This window comes from Alteriqipengyuania triglochinis (assembly GCF_054655655.1).
Genome location: NZ_BAAHNC010000002.1, coordinates 873,579 through 893,338, shown reverse-complemented (window position 1 = coordinate 893,338; position 19,760 = coordinate 873,579). Strand labels below are relative to the sequence as shown.

27 protein-coding genes are annotated in these 19,760 nt (G+C 66.0%); 21 read left to right on the top strand and 6 right to left on the bottom strand.

Annotated elements, in window-relative coordinates:
- Positions 1–174 precede the first annotated feature (174 nt).
- Genes motA through ACYQ0L_RS10080 form a run of 13 tightly spaced genes read left to right on the top strand, consistent with a single transcriptional unit; the run spans position 175 to position 9,745 of the window.
- Complete coding sequence (motA, locus tag ACYQ0L_RS10140) at positions 175–1,059, top strand: flagellar motor stator protein MotA (protein ID WP_459788993.1); 885 nt, start codon at positions 175–177, stop codon at positions 1,057–1,059.
- The gene (locus tag ACYQ0L_RS10135) at positions 1,034–1,399 is read left to right on the top strand and encodes an STAS domain-containing protein (protein WP_459788992.1); all 366 of its coding nucleotides are present in this window, start codon (positions 1,034–1,036) and stop codon (positions 1,397–1,399) included. Before motA ends, ACYQ0L_RS10135 begins: the two co-directional genes overlap by 26 nt.
- Complete coding sequence (locus ACYQ0L_RS10130) at positions 1,396–1,761, top strand: response regulator (RefSeq protein ID WP_160617061.1); 366 nt, start codon at positions 1,396–1,398, stop codon at positions 1,759–1,761. Before ACYQ0L_RS10135 ends, ACYQ0L_RS10130 begins: the two co-directional genes overlap by 4 nt.
- Positions 1,758–3,965 carry a chemotaxis protein CheA gene (locus tag ACYQ0L_RS10125; RefSeq protein WP_459788991.1) on the top strand — a complete coding sequence of 736 codons (2,208 nt, stop codon included), beginning with the start codon at positions 1,758–1,760 and terminating at the stop codon, positions 3,963–3,965. Before ACYQ0L_RS10130 ends, ACYQ0L_RS10125 begins: the two co-directional genes overlap by 4 nt.
- Before the next feature lie 29 nt (positions 3,966–3,994).
- Positions 3,995–4,513, top strand: a complete 519-nt coding sequence (locus ACYQ0L_RS10120; RefSeq protein WP_459789035.1) for a chemotaxis protein CheW — start codon at positions 3,995–3,997, stop codon at positions 4,511–4,513.
- Entirely contained in the window at positions 4,513–5,391 is an 879-nt protein-coding gene (locus ACYQ0L_RS10115; protein WP_459788990.1) for a CheR family methyltransferase, read from the top strand. Before ACYQ0L_RS10120 ends, ACYQ0L_RS10115 begins: the two co-directional genes overlap by 1 nt.
- Positions 5,391–6,413: a protein-glutamate methylesterase/protein-glutamine glutaminase gene (locus tag ACYQ0L_RS10110; protein ID WP_459788989.1), complete on the top strand. Its 1,023-nt coding sequence runs from the start codon at positions 5,391–5,393 to the stop codon at positions 6,411–6,413. The genes ACYQ0L_RS10115 and ACYQ0L_RS10110 overlap by 1 nt, the downstream gene beginning before the upstream one ends.
- A gap of 14 nt (positions 6,414–6,427) precedes the next feature.
- Positions 6,428–6,817 (top strand): response regulator, encoded by a 390-nt coding sequence (locus ACYQ0L_RS10105; protein WP_459788988.1) that lies wholly within the window; start codon positions 6,428–6,430, stop codon positions 6,815–6,817.
- A gap of 4 nt (positions 6,818–6,821) precedes the next feature.
- Entirely contained in the window at positions 6,822–7,334 is a 513-nt protein-coding gene (locus ACYQ0L_RS10100; RefSeq protein ID WP_459788987.1) for a chemotaxis protein CheD, read from the top strand.
- Between the two features lie 43 nt (positions 7,335–7,377).
- Positions 7,378–7,668, top strand: coding sequence for a hypothetical protein (locus ACYQ0L_RS10095; RefSeq protein WP_459788986.1), 291 nt, complete (start codon positions 7,378–7,380; stop codon positions 7,666–7,668).
- Positions 7,669–7,670: 2 nt separating this feature from the next.
- Entirely contained in the window at positions 7,671–8,528 is an 858-nt protein-coding gene (locus ACYQ0L_RS10090) for a flagellar motor protein MotB (protein WP_459788985.1), read from the top strand.
- A 13-nt stretch (positions 8,529–8,541) separates the two neighbouring features.
- On the top strand, positions 8,542–8,994 hold the full coding sequence (locus ACYQ0L_RS10085; protein WP_459788983.1) for a hypothetical protein: 453 nt from the start codon (positions 8,542–8,544) through the stop codon (positions 8,992–8,994).
- Position 8,995: 1 nt separating this feature from the next.
- The gene (locus ACYQ0L_RS10080) at positions 8,996–9,745 is read left to right on the top strand and encodes a PilZ domain-containing protein (protein WP_459788982.1); all 750 of its coding nucleotides are present in this window, start codon (positions 8,996–8,998) and stop codon (positions 9,743–9,745) included.
- Here ACYQ0L_RS10080 and fliP read toward each other — a convergent pair.
- Genes fliP through ACYQ0L_RS10065 form a run of 3 tightly spaced genes read right to left on the bottom strand, consistent with a single transcriptional unit; the run spans position 9,723 to position 11,101 of the window.
- Positions 9,723–10,460: a flagellar type III secretion system pore protein FliP gene (gene fliP, locus ACYQ0L_RS10075; protein WP_459788981.1), complete on the bottom strand. Its 738-nt coding sequence runs from the start codon at positions 10,458–10,460 to the stop codon at positions 9,723–9,725. The genes ACYQ0L_RS10080 and fliP overlap by 23 nt on opposite strands.
- A gap of 1 nt (position 10,461) precedes the next feature.
- The gene (locus tag ACYQ0L_RS10070) at positions 10,462–10,866 is read right to left on the bottom strand and encodes a flagellar biosynthetic protein FliO (protein ID WP_459788980.1); all 405 of its coding nucleotides are present in this window, start codon (positions 10,864–10,866) and stop codon (positions 10,462–10,464) included.
- Between the two features lies 1 nt (position 10,867).
- Positions 10,868–11,101 carry a FliM/FliN family flagellar motor switch protein gene (locus ACYQ0L_RS10065; protein WP_459788979.1) on the bottom strand — a complete coding sequence of 78 codons (234 nt, stop codon included), beginning with the start codon at positions 11,099–11,101 and terminating at the stop codon, positions 10,868–10,870.
- A gap of 121 nt (positions 11,102–11,222) precedes the next feature.
- On the opposite strand from ACYQ0L_RS10065, the gene flgC reads away from it, so the two are divergent.
- From flgC to flhB, 5 genes are read left to right on the top strand one after another with little or no spacing between them, the layout of a single operon-like run.
- The gene (gene flgC / locus ACYQ0L_RS10060) at positions 11,223–11,630 is read left to right on the top strand and encodes a flagellar basal body rod protein FlgC (RefSeq protein WP_459788978.1); all 408 of its coding nucleotides are present in this window, start codon (positions 11,223–11,225) and stop codon (positions 11,628–11,630) included.
- A gap of 11 nt (positions 11,631–11,641) precedes the next feature.
- The gene (gene fliE, locus ACYQ0L_RS10055) at positions 11,642–11,968 is read left to right on the top strand and encodes a flagellar hook-basal body complex protein FliE (protein ID WP_459788977.1); all 327 of its coding nucleotides are present in this window, start codon (positions 11,642–11,644) and stop codon (positions 11,966–11,968) included.
- A gap of 25 nt (positions 11,969–11,993) precedes the next feature.
- Complete coding sequence (locus ACYQ0L_RS10050; protein ID WP_459788976.1) at positions 11,994–12,257, top strand: flagellar biosynthetic protein FliQ; 264 nt, start codon at positions 11,994–11,996, stop codon at positions 12,255–12,257.
- Between the two features lie 4 nt (positions 12,258–12,261).
- On the top strand, positions 12,262–13,011 hold the full coding sequence (gene fliR / locus ACYQ0L_RS10045; RefSeq protein WP_459788975.1) for a flagellar biosynthetic protein FliR: 750 nt from the start codon (positions 12,262–12,264) through the stop codon (positions 13,009–13,011).
- A gap of 3 nt (positions 13,012–13,014) precedes the next feature.
- On the top strand, positions 13,015–14,076 hold the full coding sequence (gene flhB / locus ACYQ0L_RS10040) for a flagellar biosynthesis protein FlhB (RefSeq protein ID WP_459788974.1): 1,062 nt from the start codon (positions 13,015–13,017) through the stop codon (positions 14,074–14,076).
- Between the two features lie 42 nt (positions 14,077–14,118).
- On the opposite strand, the gene ACYQ0L_RS10035 is transcribed toward flhB, so the two are convergent.
- Complete coding sequence (locus ACYQ0L_RS10035) at positions 14,119–14,532, bottom strand: flagellar assembly protein FliX (RefSeq protein WP_459788973.1); 414 nt, start codon at positions 14,530–14,532, stop codon at positions 14,119–14,121.
- 83 nt (positions 14,533–14,615) lie between these two features.
- Here ACYQ0L_RS10035 and ACYQ0L_RS10030 point away from each other — a divergent pair, with 83 nt between their 5' ends.
- Genes ACYQ0L_RS10030 through ACYQ0L_RS10020 form a run of 3 tightly spaced genes read left to right on the top strand, consistent with a single transcriptional unit; the run spans position 14,616 to position 16,455 of the window.
- Positions 14,616–15,722, top strand: a complete 1,107-nt coding sequence (locus tag ACYQ0L_RS10030) for a flagellar basal body P-ring protein FlgI (RefSeq protein ID WP_459788972.1) — start codon at positions 14,616–14,618, stop codon at positions 15,720–15,722.
- Entirely contained in the window at positions 15,719–16,036 is a 318-nt protein-coding gene (locus ACYQ0L_RS10025; RefSeq protein ID WP_459788971.1) for a rod-binding protein, read from the top strand. The genes ACYQ0L_RS10030 and ACYQ0L_RS10025 overlap by 4 nt, the downstream gene beginning before the upstream one ends.
- Positions 16,033–16,455, top strand: a complete 423-nt coding sequence (locus ACYQ0L_RS10020) for a flagellar protein FlgN (protein ID WP_459788970.1) — start codon at positions 16,033–16,035, stop codon at positions 16,453–16,455. Before ACYQ0L_RS10025 ends, ACYQ0L_RS10020 begins: the two co-directional genes overlap by 4 nt.
- A gap of 77 nt (positions 16,456–16,532) precedes the next feature.
- Here the strand turns inward: ACYQ0L_RS10020 and ACYQ0L_RS10015 are convergent, their stop codons facing one another.
- The gene (locus ACYQ0L_RS10015; protein ID WP_459788969.1) at positions 16,533–16,955 is read right to left on the bottom strand and encodes a flagellar basal body protein; all 423 of its coding nucleotides are present in this window, start codon (positions 16,953–16,955) and stop codon (positions 16,533–16,535) included.
- A 21-nt stretch (positions 16,956–16,976) separates the two neighbouring features.
- Positions 16,977–19,685 carry an NHL repeat-containing protein gene (locus ACYQ0L_RS10010; protein ID WP_459788968.1) on the bottom strand — a complete coding sequence of 903 codons (2,709 nt, stop codon included), beginning with the start codon at positions 19,683–19,685 and terminating at the stop codon, positions 16,977–16,979.
- Between the last annotated feature and the right edge of the window lie 75 nt (positions 19,686–19,760).

The window sequence follows — 19,760 nt, the reverse complement described above, 5'->3', positions numbered from 1 at the left end:
TTTTTCGGGTTTTTTATATGTTGTTTTTGTTTAATTTTTGGGACGGGTGGGGGCGCCCGGGGGGGCCCCCCCGGCACGGCGGCTGAATAAACAGCCGCGACGGTGCCCGCACGCGGCGCCACCACACTATAATTCAACTCAGACCCAACCGTTGATGAAAGCAGTTGCGAACCCATGCTCAATGGCATCGGCCTTATCTTGATCCTCGCGTGCGTGTTCGGCAGTTTTATTCTGGCCGGCGGCAAGATGGACATCATTTCTCATGCCTTGCCGCATGAGATGATGGCCATTGGCGGCGCCGCGATCGGAGCCTTCCTCGTCGGCAATTCGATGTCCGTTGTGAAGAAGGCGGGCAAGGGCCTCGTGCGCGCCTTCAAGGGGCCCAAGTGGCGGGAGAGCGATTACCGCGATCTCCTGACCATGCTCTTCACCTTGCTCAACACGTTCCGCAAGGGCGGCGCGACCGCGATCGAGCCGCATCTCGACAATCCGGAAGAGAGCCATCTCTTCAGTCGATATCCGCGCATCCTCGCGGATCATCACCTGGTGGAGTTCATCTGCGACTACCTGCGGATGATGACGGTCGATTTCGAAGACCCGCACCAGATGACAGAGGCGATGGAGAACGACATCGAACGTCATCACCACGAGGAGATGGAGCCGCAGCACGCGCTCCAGGTCATGGCCGACGGCCTGCCCGCGATCGGCATCGTCGCCGCCGTGCTGGGCGTGATCAAGACCATGGGTTCGATCGACCAGCCGACCGAGATACTCGGCGGCATGATCGGCGGGGCCCTGGTGGGGACCTTCCTTGGCGTCCTGCTCTCCTACTGCTTCGTCGGACCGCTGGCAGCCAAGCTTCTCGAAACGATCGAGTCCGATGCCAAGCCGTTCACCATCGCGAAGACCGCCATTATCGGCCACGCCCAGGGCCTGCCCACGCAGGTTGCCATCGAAATCGCCCGGCGCATGACCCCGTCAAGTTACGCGCCCTCCTTCCATCAGCTCGAGACCGCACTTGAGGAGGCGAGCAGTGAACTCAACGCCCAACCAGCCTGAAACGAACACACCGGAAACCGCCGGCCCTGAAACCGACGGTAAGGACAAGGTGCAGGGGCCGCTCAAGCTCCCTGTCAACGGCACCACCGCGTCCGCGGAGGAGCTGCGGATCCAGCTGGTCCTTCTACTCGACTGCGCGGCCACGTCGCAGATCGACGCCAGCGAGGTGGACAACGCCGGGCAGGCCGTCCTGCAGCTGCTGGTCGCCGCACAGGCGGAAGCCCGCGAAGCCGGACGTCCGCTGTCTTTTGTCAATCCGAGCGCGGCTTTTTGCGACCGCGTCGAACGCTGCCGACTGACCGAACAGATCGGCCTGGATCCTGAAGGAGTTGCCGCGTGACGAAGCGCATTCTGACTGTCGATGATTCTGCGAGCATGCGAATGCTCCTGAAGGCATCGCTGACCAAGCAGGGTTTCGCCATCGAAACCGCGGACGACGGCGAGCACGGGCTTTCGCGCATGTGCGAGCTGAGCCCCGATCTGCTGATCACCGACATCAACATGCCGAAGATGGACGGCTTCGAGCTGATCGAAGCGGTTCGCGGCATGCCGGAATTCCGTGGCACCCCGATCCTCGTCCTGTCGACCGAGTTCTCCGACGAGAAGAAGGCGCGGGCTCGCAGCGCGGGCGCGACCGGCTGGATCACCAAGCCTTTCGATCCTGACAAACTGGGGGCGGCAATCCGCAAGGTGTGCCCATGAGCGACGATCTCGACGACATCCAGGCAATCTTCTTCGAAGAATGCAACGAAGGCCTTGCGGTCGCCGAAGCCGGCCTCAGCACGATGGCCGACGGCGACACCTCGGCCGACGTGATCGCGGGCGTGTTCCGCGCGGTCCATTCGATCAAGGGTGGCGCGGGTGCCTTCGGGCACGAGGCGCTGCAGAGCTTCTCGCACATCTTCGAGAATCTGCTCGACGAAGTGCGCGCGGGCCGGATCGAACCCAACGCCCACATCTGCAAGAACATGCTGCTGGCCTTCGACGTGCTTTCGGATCACGTGCAGGCGGCGCAGGGCTTCGTCGCCGTGCCCGACGATGCCGCGATGCTGGCCACGCTCGAAGCGCTGCTGGCCGAAGGGTCGGGCGACGCGCCTGCCGAAGATGCAGCCGCCGCGCCCGAAGCGAGCGCCCCTGCGGCCGAAGGCGAAGCGGACGAGTTCGGCTTCATGCCCGTGGTCGTGGATATCGAAGATCTCGACCAGGAGCCCGATGCCCTCATGGATCTGGGCGATGGCGACGCGCAAGACAGCGCAGCCGATGCTGGCTGGTCGATCCGCTTCGCACCTTCGCGCGATGCGATGGCCAATGGCAGCGAGCCCCTGCTGGTCCTGCGCGAACTCGAGCGGATGGGCGGCGAAGTCGTCGGCGTGGAAACCGCGCCGCTGCCGCCGCTGCGCGAGCTCGATCCCGAAGCCGCCTACTTCACCTGGTTCGTCAGCGTGCCCGCCACCGCGACGCGCTCCGACATCGAGGAAGCGTTCGATTTCGTCGCGCCTGACTCGGGGATCGATATCGTCGAAGGCGTCGCGCCGTCCGCGCAGGAGAGCGAGCCCGAGCAGCAGCCGGAGCATGCGCCTCAGCCCGAAGCGGCCGAAAAGCCTGCCGCGAGCGATGCTGCCCCCAGCGACCCACCGGTCGAGAACACCCCGCCTGGCCCCCCGGCGAAAGCCACACCGTCCGCACCGCCCGCCCCGCCTGCGGAGGCAAAGGCGATCGAGCCGCCGCAGAACATTCGCGTCGACGTCTCGAAGCTGGACATGCTGCTCAACCTCGTGGGCGAGCTCGTGATCCGTAACTCGATCCTGGCGGACCGCCTGTCTTCGGCGGACCAGCAGCGGGTCGAGCTGCCCGAACTTGCCCGCCTGACGCGCGAGATCCAGGACAATGTCATGGCGCTGCGGGCACAGCCCATTCGCCAGGCCTTCTCCCGCGTGCCCCGTATGCTTCGCGAATTGTGCTCGGCCACCAACAAGGACGTGGTGCTCGAAGTCTCTGGCGAGGCAACCGAAGTCGACAAGAGCGTGATCGAGAAGATCGGCGAGCCGCTCACCCACATGATCCGCAACGCCGTCGATCACGGTATCGAGAACGCCGAAGAGCGTGTGGCGAAAGGCAAGCCTGCGCAGGGCAACCTGCAACTCTCTGCCGAACAGAGGGGCGCGCGGATCTTCCTGCGCGTCGCAGACGACGGACGCGGAATCGATCGCGAACGCGTGCTCGCCAAGGCGGTCGAGAAGGGCATCGTCGCCGCCGACGCTACCTTGAGCGACGAAGAGATCGACAACCTGATCTGCGCCCCCGGCTTCTCCACCGCCGAAACGATCTCGTCCATTTCCGGGCGCGGCGTGGGCATGGATGTCGTGCGCAGCAATGTCGAAGCGCTCGGCGGCCGGATCGAGATCAGTTCGACGCCCGGCAAGGGCACGACCTTCACCATGATCCTGCCGCTGACGCTGGCGATCCTGGATGGCATGGTCGTGCGCCTGTGCGGCCAGCGCTACGTGCTGCCGCTGTCCAACGTGGTCGAGACCGTGCAGCCCGAGCCCGGGCAGATGCGACCGGTCGCCAACAGTTCGGAAGTGATCGACATGCGCGGCACCTACGTGCCCGTAAAGCGCCTGTCCGAGCTCTTCCAGCTGCCTCCCGCCGATCGGGAGGACGAGGATAGCGTGGTCATCATCGTCGAGACCGACGCAGGCAATGTCGGCCTGATGGTCGATACCATCGAGGACCGCCGCGAGGTGGTGATCAAGAGCCTCGACCAGAACCTCTACCCGATCCGCGGGCTGGGTGGTGCGACCATCCTGGGTGACGGCTCGATCGCGCTGATCCTCGATATCGAAGCCCTCGTGGCCTCGGCGAACTCCCCCAGCAAATTTGTCCTGAAAGGAATGGCAGCATGAATGTGAATGAAACCGCCGAGCTCAGCACGATGGCCGCCACGGCCGCAGCGGCGACCGAGACGGAGCATGTCGACGATACCGAGCGCAAGATCGTCACCTTCCTGCTCGGCAAGCAGACCTTCGGCATCGACATGTCGGCGCTGATCGAGATCCGCGAGTGGGAAGATCCCACCCCGCTGCCCAGCGTGCCGCCGTACATCAAGGGTGTCACCAACCTGCGCGGCCATGTCGTGCCGGTCGTCGGCCTCGCCGAGCGCCTCGGCTGGGAGCCTAGCGTGCTGCACGCCCGCTCGTGCATCCTGGTGGTCAACATCGAAGGCAAGCATGCCGGCTTCCTGGTCGATGAAGTGGCGGACATCGTGTCCGTCGCGGACAGCGCGATCCAGCCGGCTCCCGAAGTCGAAGTGACCGAAACCAGCGTGATCCGCGGTCTCGTGGAAATCGGCCAGCGCAGCAAGGAAAGCTCCGACCAGAAGGACCAGATCATGGTCTCTCTCCTCGATCTCGAAAAGCTCAGCCCCACCCGTCACATGGACCTGGTCGCCTGATGACGCTCGCGGCCTCCCCTGCTGGCAATCCATCGGCGCTTATGCCCGAAGAAGTGCGGCTGGATCAGCGCGATTTCGCGAAGGTCGCCGCCATCGTAGACCGCGAGGCGCGCATCGCGCTTCAGCCCACGAAGGCGACCCTCGTCTTCTCGCGCCTGAGCCGCCGCCTGCGCGAGCACGGCCTGAGCTCGTTCCGCGATTACCTCACCCTGGTCGAGGCCGACGCCGTGGAACGCGCGGCGATGGTCGAGGCGCTGACCACGAACCACACGCACTTCTTCCGCGAGAGCCATCACTTCGACCATTTCCGGGAGAGCGTGCTGGGCGAGCTGCAGGAACGCGTCCGCGCCGGGCATTCGGTCCGGCTGTGGTCGGCCGGGTGTTCGAGTGGCGAGGAAGTCTATTCGCTGATCATGTGCATGCTCGGCACCTCGCGGTCCGAAGCGCGCTGGGCGGTGGACGGCGACGTCAAGGTGCTCGCCACCGATCTGTCGGCGCGCGTCGTGGCGGCAGCGCAGAAGGCGGTCTATTCCGAAGCGACCGTGAAGCCGATTCCGGACGCCTACCGGCGCCAGTGGCTGCGTGAAGAAGGCGCCGACTTCGCGGTCGTCGACGACGCACGCCGCTTCGTCACCGCGCGCGAACTGAACCTGTTCGGCGAGTGGCCGATGCGCCAGCAATACGACGTCATCTTCTGCCGCAACGTCATGATCTATTTCGACGATGCCGCGACCTCGGAACTGATTTCCCGGTTCTCGCGGCTCCTGCGCCCCGGCGGGTACCTGTACATCGGCCACTCGGAACGCCTGATCGGGCCCGGTGCCGAGGGTCTCGTCCCGTGCGGGCAGACGATCTATCGCAAGGAAGGGTCCCACTGATGACCTCCCCGGTCCGAACACTGGTGGTGGACGATAGCGCCACGATGCGCTCGATGCTGACCGCCGCGCTCAACGCCGATCCCGGCATCGAGGTGGTCGGCGCTGCACCCGAACCGCATACCGCGCGCCAGATGATGCGCGAGCTCGACCCGGATGTGGTCACGCTCGACGTCGAGATGCCCGGCATGGACGGGCTCTCCTTCCTCGAGAAGATCATGCGCCTGCGGCCCACGCCCGTGGTCATGTGCTCCTCGCTCACGACCCGCGCGGCCGAGGTCACGATCGAGGCGCTGCGCCTCGGGGCGGTCGACTTCGTCGCCAAGCCGAACGGTCCCGAAGGGGACATGGCGCGTGCTTCCGCGGAGCTGTGCGAAAAGGTCAAGGCCGCCGCGCGCTCCCAGGTGCGCCTGTCGCGCAATGCCGCGACCGCAGCGCCCGCCGCCACCGGCGGAGGCGTGTTTGCCGAGGATCGCATTATCGTCGTCGGATCGTCCACCGGCGGTGTCGATGCGCTGTTCGCGATCCTGCCCAACCTGCCGGCCGACGCGCCTGCGGTGCTGGTGGTTCAGCACATGCCGCCGGCCTTTACCGCCAGCCTCGCCGGGCGGCTCGATCAAAGCTGTGCGATGAAAGTTATGGAAGCGTTCGATCGTGCCCCGATCAAGCGTGGAACCGTCTATATTGCTCCAGGAGGCGATCGTCACATGGTCCTCTCCGGCAAGACCGTTCGCCTGATCGAAGGAGATCGCGTGTCCGGCCACCGCCCGTCCGTCGACAAGCTCTTCCAGTCGGTGACGCCGCTTGGCCCGAAGGCCGTGGGCGTGATCCTGACGGGAATGGGCGACGATGGCGCAGCAGGGCTTCTGGCCCTGCGCGATGCGGGTGCCCGTACCTTCGGCCAGGATGAGCAATCCTGCGTCGTCTACGGGATGCCACGTGCCGCCGCCCAGCTCGGTGCGGTGGAAAGAGAATTGAGTCTGTCTGCGATGCCGCAGGCCATCATCGGCGCCTGCCGCAAATAGTAAGGGGATCCGTTATGCCGGCAGCGTCCGCAATCAAGGTTATGGTGGTCGACGACCAGACGAGCATGCGCGCGATGATCCGCCGCACGCTCCAGGATCTGGGCTTTCGCGATGTGCGCGACAAGGCGGGTGCCGCCGAAGCGCTCGAAGACGTGCGCGCCAACCGCGTCCACCTCATCATCTCGGATTACAACATGCCCGATATGGACGGGCTCCAGTTCCTGCAGGAAGTGCGCAAGGATGCGGTGATCGGGAAGACCGTTTTCATCATGCTGACCGCATCGGCAGAGAAGGAGATCGTCCAGAAGGCCGCCGAGATGGGCGTTAACAACTACGTCGTGAAGCCCTTCACGCCCGCGGCTCTCAAAGAGAAAATCGAGCGCGTCTTCGGGGCTCTCACCTGACGCCATGCGCCGCATTTCCATCATCCAGGGCGAACATCGCGTGCTTAGCGAGCCCGACACCATGCTGACGACGGTGCTGGGATCGTGCGTGGCGGTATGCCTGCACGACCCCGTGGCCCGCATCGGCGGCATGAACCACTTCCTGCTGGGCGAACCGAGCGCCGGGCACAATCTGCAGCCCGAGGAAATGCAGCGCTACGGCGTGCACGCGATGGAACTGCTCATCAACGCGATGATGCGCGCCGGTGCCGTGCGCGAACGGTTGTGCGGCCATCTGTACGGCGGTGCGAACATCATCGCCGGGCTGGGGGCGATCGGCAGCAGCAACGCCGCCTTCGCCCGCCGCTTCATGGAGACCGAAGGTCTTGAGATCAGGCATTGCGACCTGGGTGGCACCAGCGCGCGCAAGGTCGAATTCCTGCCGGTCGCAGGCAAGGTGCGTTCGCTCATGGTCAAGGACGTCCCGCTCGAACAGCGGCCGCAGCGTATCGCGACCAATGATGTCGAGTTGTTCTGACCTTCGGCCCCCGAAAGTCCTCCTCTTTTCCTACGGATAAACCATGGACATTCTCGAAACTCAGACCGCCGAACTCTGCCGGGCCATTGCCGAAGAGATCCGCCAGGTAAGCCTGCTGGTCGAAGAGCTCGCCCGGGTCCTCGTCGACGACGAAGAAATCGCCCTCCGGCACATCCACCGCTTGCAGGCGTTCGATCTCGTCATCCAGCGCGCCGGCGAGAGCGCCCGCGTGCTCGATCAGCTGGCCTCCGGCGTGCACTCGCACCAGGCGATCGATGCCGTGTGCCTCGAAGCGCTGCAGGATCGCCTGCGCGCAGCGACCGGGCCTAGCTGACCATGGCCGTCAACGCAGCAGATCGCCCCATCGTCATCCGGCGGGTGAAGAAGGTTACGGGGGGCGGCCATCACGGCGGCGCCTGGAAGGTCGCCTATGCCGACTTCGTGACCGCGATGATGGCGTTCTTCATGTTGCTGTGGCTGACGGCCAATCCGGACAAGGAAATGCTCAAGGGCCTCGCCGAGTACTTCACGCCCGAAGAGCCCGGTTCGATCGGGCCGGGCAGCAACTCGACCGGTGCCACGGGCCTGTCGGGCGCGGGCAACAGCCGCGCGGCGCAATCGAGCGAGAACAGTCCGTCCGGCACGCCGGGCATGGAGGCGGCCACCGTCGGCGCGTCCCGCGGGGGCAGCGCGAACGTGCCCGATGCATCGCTGCGCGTGCTCGCACAGGAGCTGCGGCTGGTGATCGACAGCGCCGCGGCCAGCGATGATGCGAACAATGTGAAGATGGAGCAGGATGCCGATACCCTGACCATCAGCCTGATGGACACGGCCAAGCGGCCCATGTTCAAGGACGCCTCGGGCGAGCCGAACGCCTATGCTGCCAACCTGCTGTCGCGAATTGCGCGCAAGGTTTCCGGCACCGGAGTGAGCCTTTCGCTGGAAGGGCATAGCGATGCGGACGGCGGGCTGAGCGAGGCGAACTGGAGGCTTTCGGGCGAGCGGGCCCAGGCCGCGCGCAGGATCATGCAGGCCGCCGGGCTCTCCTCGGACCACTTCACCCAGGTCGCCGCCATGGCGAGCACCCGTCCCGTGTATCCCGACCAGCCCCTGCGCGCCGAAAATCGCCGGATAACGATCCTCATCAAGGCGGAAGGTTCAGCCCTGCCGCCCGACACCAGTTTCCAGTTCTAGCAGGGGGGCACCAATGCCCGGTATCAAGAAGATCATCATGCCGATTGCCCTGCTGGCAGGCGGCGTGGGAATTGGCAGCGGCGCAGCCTATGCGACGGCCATGGTGCTCGGCTCGGCCGAGGGTGGCGGTGCTGGCGGTTCCGAGGCGGGGCCGACCACGCTGGTAAAGGTCGAAGACGTGATTGCACCGCTGGTCCTGCCCGACGGGCAGCGGCTTGCGGGCTATGTCTCCTTCCAGCTCGCCCTGCAGGTGCCCGAGGACAAGGCGGACGAAGTATCGGCCCACATCCCGCTGCTGCTGCACGAGATCAACATGCGCACTTATCGCACGCCGATGGCGAGCGGCCCCGACGGCACCCTCCCCACGCTCGAGGTGTTCCGGCAGATCGTCCAGGAAGCCGCCGACATTGCGTTCGAAAAGGGCACGGTGAGCGCGGTGGCCATCTCCGGCGCGAGGCCCGCCTGACATGAACTTCGGGGCGAGCGACAAACCGTCGCAGACCGTACAGCACGGATCCTCTCCCGCCGCTGCACAAAGCACGAGCGGGCGACCGGCGATCGCTCGCGCGGAGCGCACCGTCACCATGCTGATGCTCGGCCGCCTGCAGCGCCAGGGCACCGACACGATCTGCCGCATCCGCAACGTGTCTTCGGGCGGCATGCGGATCGATACCGCATCCCCGCTCTGCAAGGGCGACGCGGTGACGATCGAGGCCCGCACCGGCGCCTCCATCGCGGGGCGGATCGCCTGGACCAGCCAGCTGGCCTCGGGCGTCGCGTTCGACCAGACCATCGATCATCACGCGCTGTTCGGACCGCCGAGCGGACCGTCGGGAGCACGGGTGGCTTCCCGCAGCCCGCGCTTCGAGACGTCGGCGACCGCACGGCTGGATATTGACGGCCGCACCATCCAGCTGCGGCTCGACAATATCTCGCTGGGCGGCTGCCGGGTCGAAGGCGGCGCGAGCTTTCCGCGCCAGGTCGAAGGGCGCATCACCATTCCGGGCCTGGGACCGCTGGGTTGCTGCACGCGCTGGGTGACCGGCAACCGGGCCGGGCTGGTGTTCCTCACCCGGCCCCAGTTTGCCACCTTCGCGCGCTGGCTGGAAAGCCCGGAACTGCGCTTCACCGGCGCGCGCTCCAGGCCCGACGATGCGCCGGACGCAGCCCCCGCGATGCCCGCCAGAATGCTCTTCAGCCGCCCCCGAAACTTTTGACCAGCGATCCGGCAACCAGCGCCCAGCCATCGACGAGAACGAAGAACACGATCTTCATCGGTAGCGAGATCGTGGGTGGCGGCAGCATCATCATGCCCATCGCCATCAGCACTGCGGACACCGCGAGGTCGATGATGAGGAACGGCAGCAGCAGCAGGAAGCCGATCTCGAATCCGCGCCGCAGTTCGGAAATCATGAAGGCCGGCACTAGGGTCGACAATGCCAGCTCGTCGCGACTCGGGGCGGGCTTGCCGGAGAGTTCGACGAACAGCGCCAGATCGCTCTCGTTCACCTGGCTCAGCATGAACTTGCGGAACGGCGCGGCGGTCCGCTCGAACGCTTCTTCCTCGCCGATTTCGCCCTGGGTGTACGGCGTCACGCCGTTCTCCCACGCCGTCTCGAAGGTCGGCGCCATGACGAAGAAGGACAGGAACAGGGCGAGGCTGATGATCACCGGATTGGGCGGCACGCCGGGCGCACCGATACCCGTGCGCAGCAGCGACAGGGCAACGACGATCCGCGTGAACGACGTGACTGTCATCAGGATGCCGGGCGCAAGGCTCAGCACCGTCAGCATCAGCACCAGCTGGATCACGCTGCCCGAGACCGAGCCTCCGCTGCCCAGGTCGATGGTGGCGCTCTGCGCCGCCGCCTGCCCGTGGGCGAGCAGCAAGGCCGCGCCGGCTGCGACGCGCACAAGAGGACGCGCGATCATCTCAGTGCTTTCGCTTCGAAGGGATCGCGCCCTTCGTGCCGGGGCGGATGAACGACGTCAGGTCCGCATCGAGCAGCGCGGTGAAGGACTGCGGCAGCGCGCGCGTCGCGTTCGGCACGGGCTGCGCGTCGAGGTCCGGGAAGCTGTGTGGCCGGCTTTCGACCACGATCTGGCCTTCGGGCGAGATGATCACGAGATGCTCGCGGTCGTCGCGCCGGATCAGGATGGCCGATCGGCGCTTGTCGATCCCCAGCCGCTCGACCACTTCAAGACGCCGCCCGGAATTGCGCACGAGCGCGCCGGGAAGACGCAGATCGTAGCGGCGCACCGCCCACAGCGCTGCGGTCAGCATGCCCAGCAGCAGCCCCAGCGCGCCGAGCGCACGAACGAGATACATGACGTCCATCTCAGCGCTCCCGCTTCACGAGGCCGGTGATCTCGAGCAGCATCTTGTCGCCTTCGACAAGAATCTGGCCCTTGGCGATCATCTGGCCGTTGATGAACAGCAGCGTGGGATCGTCCTCGTCGCAGTCGAGCGGGATCGTGGCGCCGCGCGAGAGCTTGAGAATCTGCTTTATCGGCAGTGTCGTCGAGCCGAGCGCAATGGTGCATTCGACCGGAACGTCGTTGAGTACGGACATGGCAACAATCTCCTTGCCCGCATTCTAGGAAGAAAAGTCCCACCCCCCGGCCCGGGGTAGGCAATATTTTCCTATCAGTATTCTGACGGCGCCAATCGGGCGCAGCAGAATGAGGACCACCATGCCACTTGATAGTTCGATCGGAATTTCCGCATCGGGGCTTCGCGCACAGACGCTTCGCATGCGCGTGATCGCAGAGAACCTGGCGAACGCCAGTTCCGTGTCCGAGACCCCCGGCGGCGATCCCTACCGGCGCAAGGTGCCGACCTTCAGGGCGGCGGTGAACCGGGAAGACGGCTCCACCTCGGTCGAGGTCACGGGGATCGCCACCGACCGGTCCGACTTCACGCGGGTTCATCAGCCCGGCAACCCCGCTGCGGACGCCGATGGCTACGTGAAGATGCCCAATGTCAATTCGCTCGTCGAAAGCGCGGACATGAAGTCTGCCCAGCGTTCGTACGAAGCCAATCTCAACGCCATCGAAGCGGCGCGCAGCCTGACGATGCGCACCATCGACCTGCTCAAGTAAGGATCATCCGAATGTCTATCAGCGCATACGACGCAGCGACCGCGTATGGCACCGGCCTTGGCGGGATCCCCGCTTCGAAGACCGGCGGCCTGTCTCGCCCGCCCGCCCAGGGCGGCGAGGAAGGCAGCTTCGGCGATCTGATATCGGGCATGGTCACCGATACGTCGAACAAGCTGCACACCGCCGAACAGGCCAGCATCCGGCAGGTGGCCGGCAAGGGCGACCTGATCGACGTCGTGACGGCCATCGGCGCCGCCGAGACCGCGCTCGACACGGTGGTAGCCGTGCGCGATCGCGTGGTCGGCGCCTATGGCGAAATCATGCGGATGCAGATCTAGCGACGCGCAGGGGGACACCAGCGCCATGAACGCCACCGATGCCATCCAGATCGCCCATGCCGCGCTGATCCTGATTCTCACGATCTGCGGGCCGATGCTGCTCACCTCGCTGGTGATCGGCGTCGCGATCGGCCTGTTCCAGGCCTTGACGCAGATCCAGGAAATGACGCTCACCTTCGTGCCCAAGCTGTTCGTGATGGGCTTCGTCCTGCTGCTGTGCCTGCCGATGATCGGCGATGCGATGGGCAATTTCATGGCGCAGCTGTCCGACCGTATCGTGGCTGGCTGAGACGATGGATCAGCTGCCCGCGCAGGTTGAAGGCTTTTTCATCGTGTTCGCCCGTCTGGGCGGCGTGCTGATGGTGCTGCCGGTCTTCTCCGAAGACGCGGTTCCCGTTCGCATCCGCCTGCTGATCGCACTGGGCATCTCGCTCGCGCTGTTCGGGATGCTCGGTCCGCAGGTGCCCGCCCCCGGCGGGTCGACCGGCCTCGCGGCGATGATCTCCGTCGAGCTCCTGGTGGGGCTGGCGCTGGGCACGATCGTCAGGATCATGTTCCTCGCCATTACCATCGCGGGCTCGATCATCAGCCTGCAGACCGGGCTGACCTCGGCGGTGATGCCCGATGCCGGGCTGGGCGGGCAATTGCCGGTGATGGCCAAGCTGGTCAGCGTGGCGGCAGCGGTGGTGTGCTTTTCCCTAGGCATCCACCACCTGTGGATCGCGGCGATGGTGAACAGCTATCTGGTCTTCCCGGTCGGCGTCCTGCCCCCTGCGGCGGACTTCGCGCAGCTGGCGATCGCCACCACGACCAGGTCGATGGAACTGGGTTTCTCGCTCGCCGCGCCACTGGTGGTCTACGGGATCGTGTTCAACGTTGCGCTGGGTCTCTCGGCCCGGCTCGCGCCGACCATCCAGGTCTTCTTCATCGCCCAGCCGCTCAACATCCTGCTGGGCCTTGCCCTGTTTGCCGCCACCCTCGGCGCGGTGCTGATCGCCTTTTCCTCGGCCATGGCCGACTGGATCCAGCAGGGCTGGGTCTGATCGATGTCGCAGTCCGATTCCGGCGAGAAGACGCACGACCCAACCGACAAGAAGCTCGACGACGCGCGCAAGAAAGGCGAGGTCGCGAGCGCGCCGGAGATGCGCCACGCCAGCATGTTCCTGGCGGCGGTGATCGTGATGGGTGGCATGGGCGCGTGGACGGTCTCGCGGATGCTGACGATCTTCGTCAGCCTGTGGGGCGGTGCCGACGACCTCGACCTCGCCGGGAGCGGGCTGAGCTTTGCCAGCGTCGTGATGGGCCAGACCGCGCTGGCCCTCGCCCCGATCATGGCGATGCTGCTGTTCTTCGCGCTGCTCACGCTGTTCCTGCAGGGTCGGCCATCGCTCGCACTGTCGCGCCTGAAGCTTAAATGGAACAAGCTCTCGCCGCTGTCCGGCGTGAAGCGCATGTTCGGCAAGCAGGGGCTGGTCGAGTTCGCCAAGACGCTGGCGAAGTTCGGCCTGGTCACGGGCGTTGCGCTGATCGTGGTGTGGCCGCACGCGCGCGGGATCGAAACGCTGGTCGGTGTGCCTTCGCACGCGGTCGGCAAGGCGACGGCGGAGCTGGTCTTCCGGATGGTCAAGGCGGCAACGATGCTGGTCGCCGCGCTGGCGCTGTTCGATTTCGTCTACCAGCGCCGCGCCTTCCTGAAGAAGATGCGCATGTCGCTGCAGGAGATCAAGGACGAGCACAAGGACGCCGAAGGCGATCCGCAGATCAAGGCGCGCGTGCGCGCGATCGGGATGGAACGCGCCAAGCGGCGGATGATGGCGAAGGTGCCCGAGGCAAGCGTCGTCATCGTCAACCCGACGCACTATGCCGTCGCGCTGCAATATGATCACGGCGCGATGGCGGCGCCGGTGGTGGTGGCCAAGGGCGTCGATGCCGTGGCGCTCAAGATCCGCGAGATCGCCAAGAGCCATGATATCCCGATCATCGAGAAACCACCGCTGGCGCGTGCGCTGCATGCCAGCGCCAAGCTCGACCAGCCGATCCCGGCCGAGCATTATCTCGCCGTGGCGGAAATCATATCCTACGTGATGAAGCTGGCCCGTCGGGGCTGACGGGTAAAGGACGGCGCTCGCCCGGAACGATCCGGGCGGCGGCTAGACCTCGATATCGAACTTCGCCAGCTCCACCCGAACCCGCAGTTCGATTTCGGCGAGGATTTCGGCGAGCACCGGATCGGCGGGCGCTTCGACCTGTGCGACCCATTCGGCCAGCTGCTCGAGCCGTTCGGGCGTCGCCCCGCCGGCCGACAGTTCCACCTGCAGCGCCTCGAGCTCGTCGAGCGCGTTCGATCCCTGTTCGGCCATTAGTCGTCTCCGTTCGCGATCCGGATCATAGGCGGCCAGCGTGACCAGCATCTGGACCGAACCGATGGGCTGGACCGGCTGGATCGCGGGCGGCGGAGCATTCCCGGTGGCGACGGCCTTCTCTTCCCCGCCGCCGAACGACGCGGACTTCCCCGTGATCGTGGAAAGCAAGGCCTGGACTGGCAACAGCGCGCCGATCTGCACGATAAACTCCTACGGGAGAGCAATTCTCCCTCCTGACTATTCTATAAGAATTGAAAGGCATTCCGGTAATCAGGATCGAGAATATGCGCGCCGTGACAATGCTCGTCACCGTCTTCGCCCTGCTTTTTGCAGGCCCCCTCCAGGCCCAGGCCGGCTCCCGCATCAAGGACATCGTCGACGTCGAGAACGTGCGGACGAACCAGCTGGTGGGATACGGCCTCGTCGTCGGCCTCGCCGGCACGGGCGACCGGACCCGCAACGTGCCCTTCACCGAGGAATCGCTGCAGGCCATGCTCGAACGCATGGGCGTCAGCGTGCGCGACGCGCAGTTGCGGACCAAGAATGTCGCCGCGGTCTCGGTCACCGCAACCCTGCCGCCCTTCGCGCGTGCGGGGTCGCGGATCGATGTGCAGGTCGCCGCGATGGGCGATGCGACCAGCCTGCAGGGGGGCACGCTGCTGATTTCCCCGCTGCGCGCCCTGAACGGCGAGATCTATGCGGTCGCCCAGGGGCCGCTCGCCGTGTCCGGATTCAAGGCACAGGGCGCGGGCGCCAGCATCAGCCGCGGGGTTTCGACCTCTGCGCGGATCGCCAATGGCGCCATCGTGGAGCGCGAGGTGCAGTATGTGCTGGGCGCTGCCGAAACCCTCAAGCTGGCGCTCAAGAACCCCGATTTCACCACTGCAAAGCGCATCGTGCAGGCGATCAACCAGCGCTTCCCCGGCGCGGCGCAGATGCTCGACCCGGCCACGGTCGAACTGCGGGCGGGCACCGGTTTTACCGGCTCGCTGCTCGATCTCCTGCCGGAAATCGAGAACCTGCCGGTCTTCGTCGACCAGCCCGCGCGGATCGTGGTCAATGAGGCGGCGGGGACGGTGGTGATGACATCGGACGTCAAGGTCAGCCCGGTCGCGATCGCCCAGGGCGGATTGACGATCAGCATCTCGGAGAGCCCGATCGTATCGCAGCCGGCCCCGTTCTCTGGTGGGGAGACCACCGTCGTTCCGCGCACCCGGATCGAAGTCGACGATGGCAGTGGCGCCTCGCTCGCCATGCTCGACCAGGGCACGTCGCTGCAATCGCTGGTGGACGGCCTCAACCGGCTGGGCGTGTCGCCACGCGACCTCATCACGATCCTGCAGGCGCTCAAGAGTGCCGGCGCGCTTCAGGCGGAGATCACGATCCAATGACCGGTCCGCTCGACTCATCCGCAGCCCTGCCGCCCACCCCTGCAAAGGCGACGCCTTCAGCCCCTGCGGGCGCATCACGCGCGCAGATCGCCGAGACGGCGAAGGAATTCGAGGCGGTTTTCCTCGGCGAGATGTCCAAGCTCATGCTCGAAAGCGTCGAGCTGGGCGACGAGTTTTCCGGCGGCCATGCGGAACAGATCTTTCGCGGGTTGCTGGCGGAAAAGCTTGGCGGGGAAATCGCCCGCCGCGGCGGCGTGGGGCTGGCCCCGGCCGTCATGGAACAGATGATCAAGATGCAGGAAGGATCGCAATGATCGATAATATGCTTGATATCGCGCAGTCGCTCGCCTCGCTGATGAGTGAGGAAACCGGCTCTCTCGGCGAACGCGGCCGGATGGACGAGCACGAAGAGATGGTCGCGGCCAAGCGGCGCCTGGTGGCCCAGCTCGAGGCAGAGATCGTCCGCCTGAACCGCGAAGTGCCCGGCTGGGTGAGCGATCTCAACGCGGAACAGGATGCCGCCCTGACCGAGGCGATGGCCACCCTGCGCGATGCCGCCGTGTCCAATGCCACGATGGTCGATCGCCATCTGGCGATGTCGAACGACATCATCGATGCGATCGCGGCGGAGGCAAAGCGCCTCACCGGCAATGCGGGCTGCAGCTATCTCGATACCGGCTCGATGATGCGGCGCACCGGCAGCAGCCCGATCTCGGTCAACACCCGCCTCTGACCTTTGACCTTTCACGACAAAAAAGGGGCCGGTCGCATCGCGCGACCGGCCCCTTTTTTTGCCCGTTTTGCGGGAGCCTATCCGTTGCCGCCGCGCCCGGTTGCGGTCTTCAGCAGTTGCATCTGCTTGCGATAGAGGTTGGTCAGCGCGGCAAACTCGGATTGCACAGCACCCAGCTTCAGCACCTGCTCTTCCAGCGTGACATTATTGCCGTCGGGCTTCGTCTCGACGACATCCTCGTCCAGCACGATATTGCCGGCCCTTTGCGGACTGGCACCGAGCGCGCGCATTTCGGAACTGATCTGGACGGTGGGCCGCGCAACGCGTGCCGCGCCACCGGCTTCGACCATGCCCGCAAAGCTTGGTCCCTCGACTTCGCGCGCCTTGTAGCCCGGCGTGTCGCCATTGGCGATGTTCTGCGCGAGGACCTGCTGCCGGTCGGAAAGATGCCGCATGGCAGCGCCGATGCCGCGCATCAGGGCTGGGTTTGTCTCAGTCATGCCAGGCTCCCTGGTTGGATTTCAGAAAAAACCGCCGGAATTGTATCCGACGGTGAGGCTGCTGATGCGGGTAAGCGCATCCTGATAGCGGGCGATCTGGGCCAGCTGGCGCGGCGAAGCGCCGCCGGTTGCACCGGCCCCGCCATTCACGATCGAGGCCTTGCCATCGTCCCAGTAGAGCGAGCGATAGGCCGTCTGCGTCATCGAGATGGCGCTCTTGATCCGGCCCAGCGCAAACGCGGCGCCTTCGCGAGTCGAAATGTCGAGCGCGTTGGTAAGGCCGAGGCCGTAGCTTCCGCCCGGGACCACTTTGGGCGCGTCCTTGTCGTAGGCGGGGGGCGCGACCAGTCTTGCGGCGGGCAGGCCCAGCTTGGCCAGCGCATCGCGGCCTTCGCCCCCGGCGATCAGCTCGATCTCGTTGCCCGGCTTGGCGGAGATGCTGAGCGTGCGCCCGTCCTCTCCCGATGGTGTGGTGATCGTCGCCTTGGTGCCGGTGATCCGGCTGACCTTCTGCGATAGCGATGCCAGCGTTTCGTCGGCGGCGATGGTGATCTGCCGCGCGACGCCATCATTGAGCTTGATCGAAAACTGGTCGCCTGCGCGCAGGCTCGTCTGCGCGGTCAGGAGCGTGGAGTCCTGATCGTCGAGCCGACCCCGCTTGAGGCCCAGAGCGCCCAGCACGGTCGAACCATTGGCCGCGGCCGCGATGCGGACCGGCTCGGCACTCCGGGTGCTCAGGCCGAACTGCTGGATATTGGCAATCGCGCCCGTGCCCGCGTCGAGCCGGGCGACGAAGCCGTCGCTCGTGCCCTGCCGCGTCCCGCCGAGATCGCCCGTGGTCCGTCCGCCGGCATACAGGTTGCCGTTCATGAAGGTGAGGCTGTCGATCCGGTCGCTGCTCGCCGTGCCCAGATAGGTCACGCGGGTGGTCGACAGATCGGCGCTGATCTGCGCGACGAACCCGTCGCGGCCGCCCGCCAGCGCATTGGTCTGGTCGCCGGTCACCGCGCCCGAGGTCGAGCCGCCGACCCCGATGGTCCCGTCCGCCGCCACCGCGATCACGCTGGCGTCGGCGGTGCCTAGGGCGATCGATCCCAGATCGGTGGCGAGCGAGGTGCTGTCGATCCGGCGCAGCGTGGCGCTGCCGCCTTCCTTCGTCAGCGCCAGCAGCTCGCCCGAGCTGCCGATCGCCAGCGCGGTCAGCGTGTCGCTGCCACCGCTGTCGAACCGGCGCCGTTCGCGCAGCTGGCCCTGCGCGTCGATGCGCGCGATGAAGGCATTGCCGCCGCCAGTGGCACTGCGGCCGCCGACGAAGATCGTGCCGTCGTCGGCCACCGCGACGGACGTCGCCGCGTCACTTCCGACTGCGCGGACGAGGGTGGAAGACAGTTCTGCGCCGTCGGCATCGAAGCGGGCGACGAGCATGTCGCCATCGGAATCGACCCCGTCGAAATTGCCGGTCACGGTGCCCGCGACCACGATCTGCCCGTTCGGGCCGAGGCTGACGGCCGCACCGCTCGCCGATTCACTCGCGCCAAGCTGGCGCTGCCAGACGACCTGGCCTTCGCTGTCCAGCTTGGTCAGGAACAGGTCCTGCGAACCGCTCACGCGGTTGGCATCGAGATCGCCCGCCGTCGTCCCGACGACGTAGCTCGATCCATCGGGCGCGGTGACGATCGCCTGCGCCGAGGTGGCGGCGAAGCGATCGGTGGAGGGTGGCTCCACCCCTTCGATGGTCTTCTGGCCGGACGCAGCCAGTGTCGCGCGTTCGGTTTCCAGCCGGTCGAGCCCGGCGATCTGCGTCAGGGTCGAACGAACGGCGGTGCCGGCGGGATCGGTGATCCGCATGACCTGCGCCGAGGTGGGCGCTTCGGAATCGGTCATCCCGGTCACGACCATCAGCGCGTCGGGCGCGGCGATCTGGTCGATCGAGACCTCTTCCAGTCCCGGGTTCTCGATCTTGAAGCCCCAGCTGCCGGTGCTCTTGTCGGGCACGAAGCGCACACCCCAAGAGGACCCGGCGACGATCGCATCATTGATCGAGGTCGAGATCGAATCGAGCGTGGGCGGCTGCGGGCCACCGGCGAGATCGACATTGATGACGTCGCTCACAGCGCCTCGGCGGATTGTGACGGCAAACTGCTCGGTCCCCGAAAGCCCGGTCAGCGGTGCGTCGCGCGCCTCGGCCACGCCGCGGCCCATAATGGTGCCAACCGTGCCTTCCTTGTCGATGGCCACCGAACGCGCGCTGGTGCTGGATTTGTCGAACGCCAGCGACAGCTTGTCGCCCGGCGCGGAGGCGACGAAGCCCTCCAGTTCGCGAAGGCCGCTGGCAAAGGTGCTCTGCAACCGTTCGCGCACCGCATCGGTCGGCCCGGCGACGGCGGCATCGGCGAGGATCCGCAGCCGGTCGAGCGCGCGATAGGCGGTGAACGCGGTGGCCACGTCATCGGGCAGCTTGCGGCCGCTGACAGGCCCGGACGCCAGGATCGACGACATGCGCTGGATGGCGGACACCTGCGAGGAAAGCGATCCGCTGCCCTCCGCCTGCTTCCACGGAGGTGTGGTTGCCGGCGTGGTGAAGGCGGCCTTCGCCCGGCGCACGGCCAGGGTCTCGAACGACGCAGCGCCAAGCGAGTAGGTCGCGAAACTGTTCGTTCCGCTGAGCAGGCTGAGCCCGGCAAGGCTGCTGTTGAGGTTCAGTGTCACCTTCGCGCTGCTTTCGTCCAATCCGCTTCTCTTGCGTCTATAATAGGACGAGCGCCGCCATCATGCGGGATGGATGCGCGGAATTCTTTCCCTGGG

Bases quoted from the DNA above. Each gene is read 5' to 3' on its own strand.
- ACYQ0L_RS10095 (WP_459788986.1), top strand. From the start codon at position 7,378: ATGGACATTCTCGAAACTCAGACCGCCGAACTCTGCCGGGCCATTGCC.
- fliR (WP_459788975.1), top strand. From the start codon at position 12,262: ATGGATCAGCTGCCCGCGCAGGTTGAAGGCTTTTTCATCGTGTTCGCC.
- fliP (WP_459788981.1), bottom strand. From the start codon at position 10,460: ATGATCGCGCGTCCTCTTGTGCGCGTCGCAGCCGGCGCGGCCTTGCTG.
- ACYQ0L_RS10025 (WP_459788971.1), top strand. From the start codon at position 15,719: ATGACCGGTCCGCTCGACTCATCCGCAGCCCTGCCGCCCACCCCTGCA.
- ACYQ0L_RS10120 (WP_459789035.1), top strand. From the start codon at position 3,995: ATGGCCGCCACGGCCGCAGCGGCGACCGAGACGGAGCATGTCGACGAT.
- ACYQ0L_RS10100 (WP_459788987.1), top strand. From the start codon at position 6,822: ATGCGCCGCATTTCCATCATCCAGGGCGAACATCGCGTGCTTAGCGAG.
- ACYQ0L_RS10115 (WP_459788990.1), top strand. From the start codon at position 4,513: ATGACGCTCGCGGCCTCCCCTGCTGGCAATCCATCGGCGCTTATGCCC.
- ACYQ0L_RS10015 (WP_459788969.1), bottom strand. From the start codon at position 16,955: ATGACTGAGACAAACCCAGCCCTGATGCGCGGCATCGGCGCTGCCATG.
- ACYQ0L_RS10080 (WP_459788982.1), top strand. From the start codon at position 8,996: ATGAACTTCGGGGCGAGCGACAAACCGTCGCAGACCGTACAGCACGGA.
- motA (WP_459788993.1), top strand. From the start codon at position 175: ATGCTCAATGGCATCGGCCTTATCTTGATCCTCGCGTGCGTGTTCGGC.
- flgC (WP_459788978.1), top strand. From the start codon at position 11,223: ATGCCACTTGATAGTTCGATCGGAATTTCCGCATCGGGGCTTCGCGCA.
- ACYQ0L_RS10085 (WP_459788983.1), top strand. From the start codon at position 8,542: ATGCCCGGTATCAAGAAGATCATCATGCCGATTGCCCTGCTGGCAGGC.
- fliE (WP_459788977.1), top strand. From the start codon at position 11,642: ATGTCTATCAGCGCATACGACGCAGCGACCGCGTATGGCACCGGCCTT.
- ACYQ0L_RS10065 (WP_459788979.1), bottom strand. From the start codon at position 11,101: ATGTCCGTACTCAACGACGTTCCGGTCGAATGCACCATTGCGCTCGGC.
- ACYQ0L_RS10070 (WP_459788980.1), bottom strand. From the start codon at position 10,866: ATGGACGTCATGTATCTCGTTCGTGCGCTCGGCGCGCTGGGGCTGCTG.
- ACYQ0L_RS10105 (WP_459788988.1), top strand. From the start codon at position 6,428: ATGCCGGCAGCGTCCGCAATCAAGGTTATGGTGGTCGACGACCAGACG.
- ACYQ0L_RS10030 (WP_459788972.1), top strand. From the start codon at position 14,616: ATGCGCGCCGTGACAATGCTCGTCACCGTCTTCGCCCTGCTTTTTGCA.
- ACYQ0L_RS10020 (WP_459788970.1), top strand. From the start codon at position 16,033: ATGATCGATAATATGCTTGATATCGCGCAGTCGCTCGCCTCGCTGATG.
- ACYQ0L_RS10050 (WP_459788976.1), top strand. From the start codon at position 11,994: ATGAACGCCACCGATGCCATCCAGATCGCCCATGCCGCGCTGATCCTG.
- ACYQ0L_RS10110 (WP_459788989.1), top strand. From the start codon at position 5,391: ATGACCTCCCCGGTCCGAACACTGGTGGTGGACGATAGCGCCACGATG.
- ACYQ0L_RS10090 (WP_459788985.1), top strand. From the start codon at position 7,671: ATGGCCGTCAACGCAGCAGATCGCCCCATCGTCATCCGGCGGGTGAAG.
- flhB (WP_459788974.1), top strand. From the start codon at position 13,015: ATGTCGCAGTCCGATTCCGGCGAGAAGACGCACGACCCAACCGACAAG.
- ACYQ0L_RS10125 (WP_459788991.1), top strand. From the start codon at position 1,758: ATGAGCGACGATCTCGACGACATCCAGGCAATCTTCTTCGAAGAATGC.